This is a genomic window from Mycobacterium sp. TH-M11, assembly GCF_057473725.1.
On sequence record NZ_JBYCLD010000364.1, the window covers coordinates 1 to 2949 of the forward strand.

Sequence of the window (2949 nt, forward strand, 5' to 3'; positions counted from 1 at the left end):
GAGAAGATCGTGCGCGATCTGAGGGTGCACCGCATCCTGGAGGGAACCAACGAGATCATGCGGGTGGTCATCGGCCGGGCCGAGGCCGCCCGCGTTCGCGCCAGCGCCTAGGAAGGTTGCAGAACAGATGTCTACCGTGGCGTTTTTGGGGCTCGGCCACATGGGTGGCCCGATGTCGAAAAACCTGGTCTCCGCCGGGCACACCGTGCGGGGTTTCGACCCGATGCCAGCGGCGGTCGAAGCCGCGAAGGCCAATGGCGTCCAGGTGCTGGACAGCGGCCCCGATGCGGTCACCGGCGCGGAAGTGGTTATCACGATGCTGCCGAACGGCGAACTGGTGAAACGCTGCTACGCCGAGATCCTGCCCGTCGTCGGCAAGGAAACGTTATTGATCGACAGCTCAACCATTTCCGTCGACGACGCGCGCGAGGTGCACGCCTTGGCGGCCGAACACGGCGTGGCCCAACTCGACGCCCCGGTCTCCGGCGGCGTCAAGGGCGCGGCAGCGGGCACGCTGGCCTTCATGGTCGGTGGCGAACCAGACGTCGTGCGGCGCGCGGAACCGACTTTGGAACCCATGGCGGGCAAGATCATCCACTGCGGTGCCGCCGGTGCCGGCCAGGCCGCCAAAATCTGCAACAACATGGTGCTGGCCGTGCATCAGATCGCGATCGGCGAAGCGTTCGTGCTGGCCGAGAAACTCGGACTGTCCGCGCAAGCGCTGTTCGACGTGATCACCGGGGCAACCGGCAACTGCTGGGCGGTCCACACGAATTGCCCGGTGCCCGGCCCGGTCCCGACATCGCCGGCCAGCAACGACTTCAAGCCCGGCTTCGCCACCGTGCTGATGAACAAAGATCTCGGCCTGGCGATGGACGCGGTCGACTCGACCGGCGCGACTGCGCCGCTGGGCAGCCACGCCGCCGACATCTACGCAAAGTTCGCAATCGACAACGGCGACAAAGACTTCAGCGCGATCATCGAAACGCTGCGCTAGGCCGCCGGGGCTGAACTGCCCACCAGCGACGGTGCGCGCGCCGGCAACTGGCCGCCGACAGTGGCTCGTCAATGATCACCGCGGGCAGTCCCGCCCTGTCAGAGGCACACCCCGCCACTGGACCCGTGACGGCCAGCGCGGCGCGCGGCGTTATTCCCATCTCCCACAACGCCAGCCGGTAGAGTTCGCCCCTGCCGGCCGGGCCGGCTTCGGTCGTGTCGTCGACGGTCACGATCGTCTCGACCAGGCCGTCGCCGAGCAGGTGACGCACCAACGTCTGGACCTCAGCCCGCGGCCGCGCACCGACCACGCCTACCCAGATGCCGGCGACGAATAGGCTCATCACCGCATCGATCAGGTCCGTCCGAGCCTCATCACAACCGATCTCCGCCAGCGCAGAGTCGGCATCGAAGATCACCGCGCGCAATTCGTCTGCGTCGGTCCCTGATTCCCGATCCCACCAGAAGGTCCTGGCCGAACGAGCATTCCCGTTGCTTCGCACGCCTGACAGGGTGCCCCAAATCACCGCAGCCCAGCCTCCCCCATTAGGGGGATTCCGGGGATCAACCGCCGGCCTGCTCCTAGGGTGGTGCCATGCCGGTGCGACTTGTCCTGGTCGACGACCACGAGATGGTCATCGAGGGTCTCAAGGCAATGTTGACCTCGTTCGCCGACCGGGTGCAGGTCGTCGGGCAGGCCGTCGGTGCCCAGCGCGCGGTTGAGGTTGTCGACGAGCTGCGGCCCGACGTCGTGTTGTGCGACGTGCGCATGCAGGGCTCCAGCGGATTGGACCTGTGCAAGATGCTGCGCGAACGTGACCCCGCCCGCAAAGTCGTGATGCTGTCGGTCTATGACGACGAGCAATACCTGTATCAGGCACTGCGGGTGGGCGCGAGCGGCTACCTGCTCAAGAGCATCAGCAGCGACGAACTGGTGCGGCAACTGGAATTGGCGCATCGGGGCGACACCGTCATCGATCCGGGGATGGCGGCGCGCGCGGCCGATACCGCGGCCCGGATGCAGCGCGACGAATTCTGGCCGGGCGTCCGGCAAGGGCTCACCCAACGCGAGAGCGAGATCCTGTCCTGCACGGTCAACGGGCTGTCCAACCGAGGGATTGCCACCAAGCTGGTGATCGGTGAGGAGACCGTCAAGAGCCACCTGCGGTCGATCTACCGCAAGCTCGGCGTCAACGACCGCACCGGCGCGGTGGCAACCGCCCTGCGGGAGGGGATCTACCAGTGACCGAGCGCATCCGCCCGTCGAACGCCGTGCACGACCTCGTCGACGCCGACCGCGAATTGGCACTGCTGCGCGAACTCATCCAGGCCGCCTCCACCGGGCCCGGGGTCGAGCCGCTGGCCGCGGCCGCGGCACGGATGATCACCGCGGCCACCGGAACCGACGTGTGTTTCGTGCATGTGCTCGACGACAGCGACCGTTCGTTGACGCTCGCCGGAGCGACGCCGCCGTTCGACGGCCAGGTGGGAAAGATCCGGCTGCCGTTGGGATCGGGTATTTCCGGCTGGGTGGCCAAACATCGCGAGCCGGTCGTCATCACCGACGACAAGGAAGCCGACCCACGGTATCTGCCGTTCCAGTCGCTGCGGGGCCGCGACTTCACCTCGATGGTGTCGATGCCGATGGAGACCGATCCCGGCGGCCTGGTCGGCGTGCTGAACGTGCACACCGTCGCCCGTCGCGAATTCACCGACGGTGACGTCGAATTGCTGCGCGTGATCGGCCGTCTCATCGCCGGGGCCATGCATCAGGCGAGATTGCACCGGCAACTGGTGGCCAGGGAACGAGCCCACGAGTTGTTCGTCGAGCAGGTGATCGAAGCCCAAGAGATCGAACGGCGCCGGGTGGCCGGCGATATTCACGACGGGATTTCGCAGCGCCTGATCACGCTGTCCTACCGGCTCGACGCGGCCGCGCGCGCCGTCGGCAAC

Annotated in this window: 5 protein-coding genes; 4 read left to right on the top strand and 1 reads right to left on the bottom strand. The window is 66.9% G+C overall.

Annotated elements, in window-relative coordinates; all coding sequences use genetic code 11:
• Positions 1-111 (top strand): acyl-CoA dehydrogenase family protein (locus tag AC2VOG_RS14630; protein ID WP_486940614.1); only part of this gene is annotated, 111 nt, incomplete at its 5' end.
• 16 nt (positions 112-127) lie between these two features.
• Positions 128-997: a 3-hydroxyisobutyrate dehydrogenase gene (mmsB, locus tag AC2VOG_RS14635; RefSeq protein ID WP_486940610.1), complete on the top strand. Its 870-nt coding sequence runs from the start codon at positions 128-130 to the stop codon at positions 995-997.
• Here mmsB and AC2VOG_RS14640 read toward each other — a convergent pair.
• The gene (locus AC2VOG_RS14640; protein WP_486940611.1) at positions 978-1499 is read right to left on the bottom strand and encodes an HAD family hydrolase; all 522 of its coding nucleotides are present in this window, start codon (positions 1497-1499) and stop codon (positions 978-980) included. The genes mmsB and AC2VOG_RS14640 overlap by 20 nt on opposite strands.
• A gap of 92 nt (positions 1500-1591) precedes the next feature.
• Between AC2VOG_RS14640 and AC2VOG_RS14645 the strand changes: the two genes are divergently transcribed.
• Both AC2VOG_RS14645 and AC2VOG_RS14650 read left to right on the top strand, forming a co-directional pair.
• A complete protein-coding gene (locus tag AC2VOG_RS14645) occupies positions 1592-2242 on the top strand; it encodes a response regulator (RefSeq protein ID WP_486940612.1) in 651 nt (216 codons plus the stop codon).
• A partial coding sequence (locus AC2VOG_RS14650; RefSeq protein ID WP_486940613.1) for a GAF domain-containing protein occupies positions 2239-2949 on the top strand: 711 nt, incomplete at its 3' end. The genes AC2VOG_RS14645 and AC2VOG_RS14650, both read left to right, overlap by 4 nt.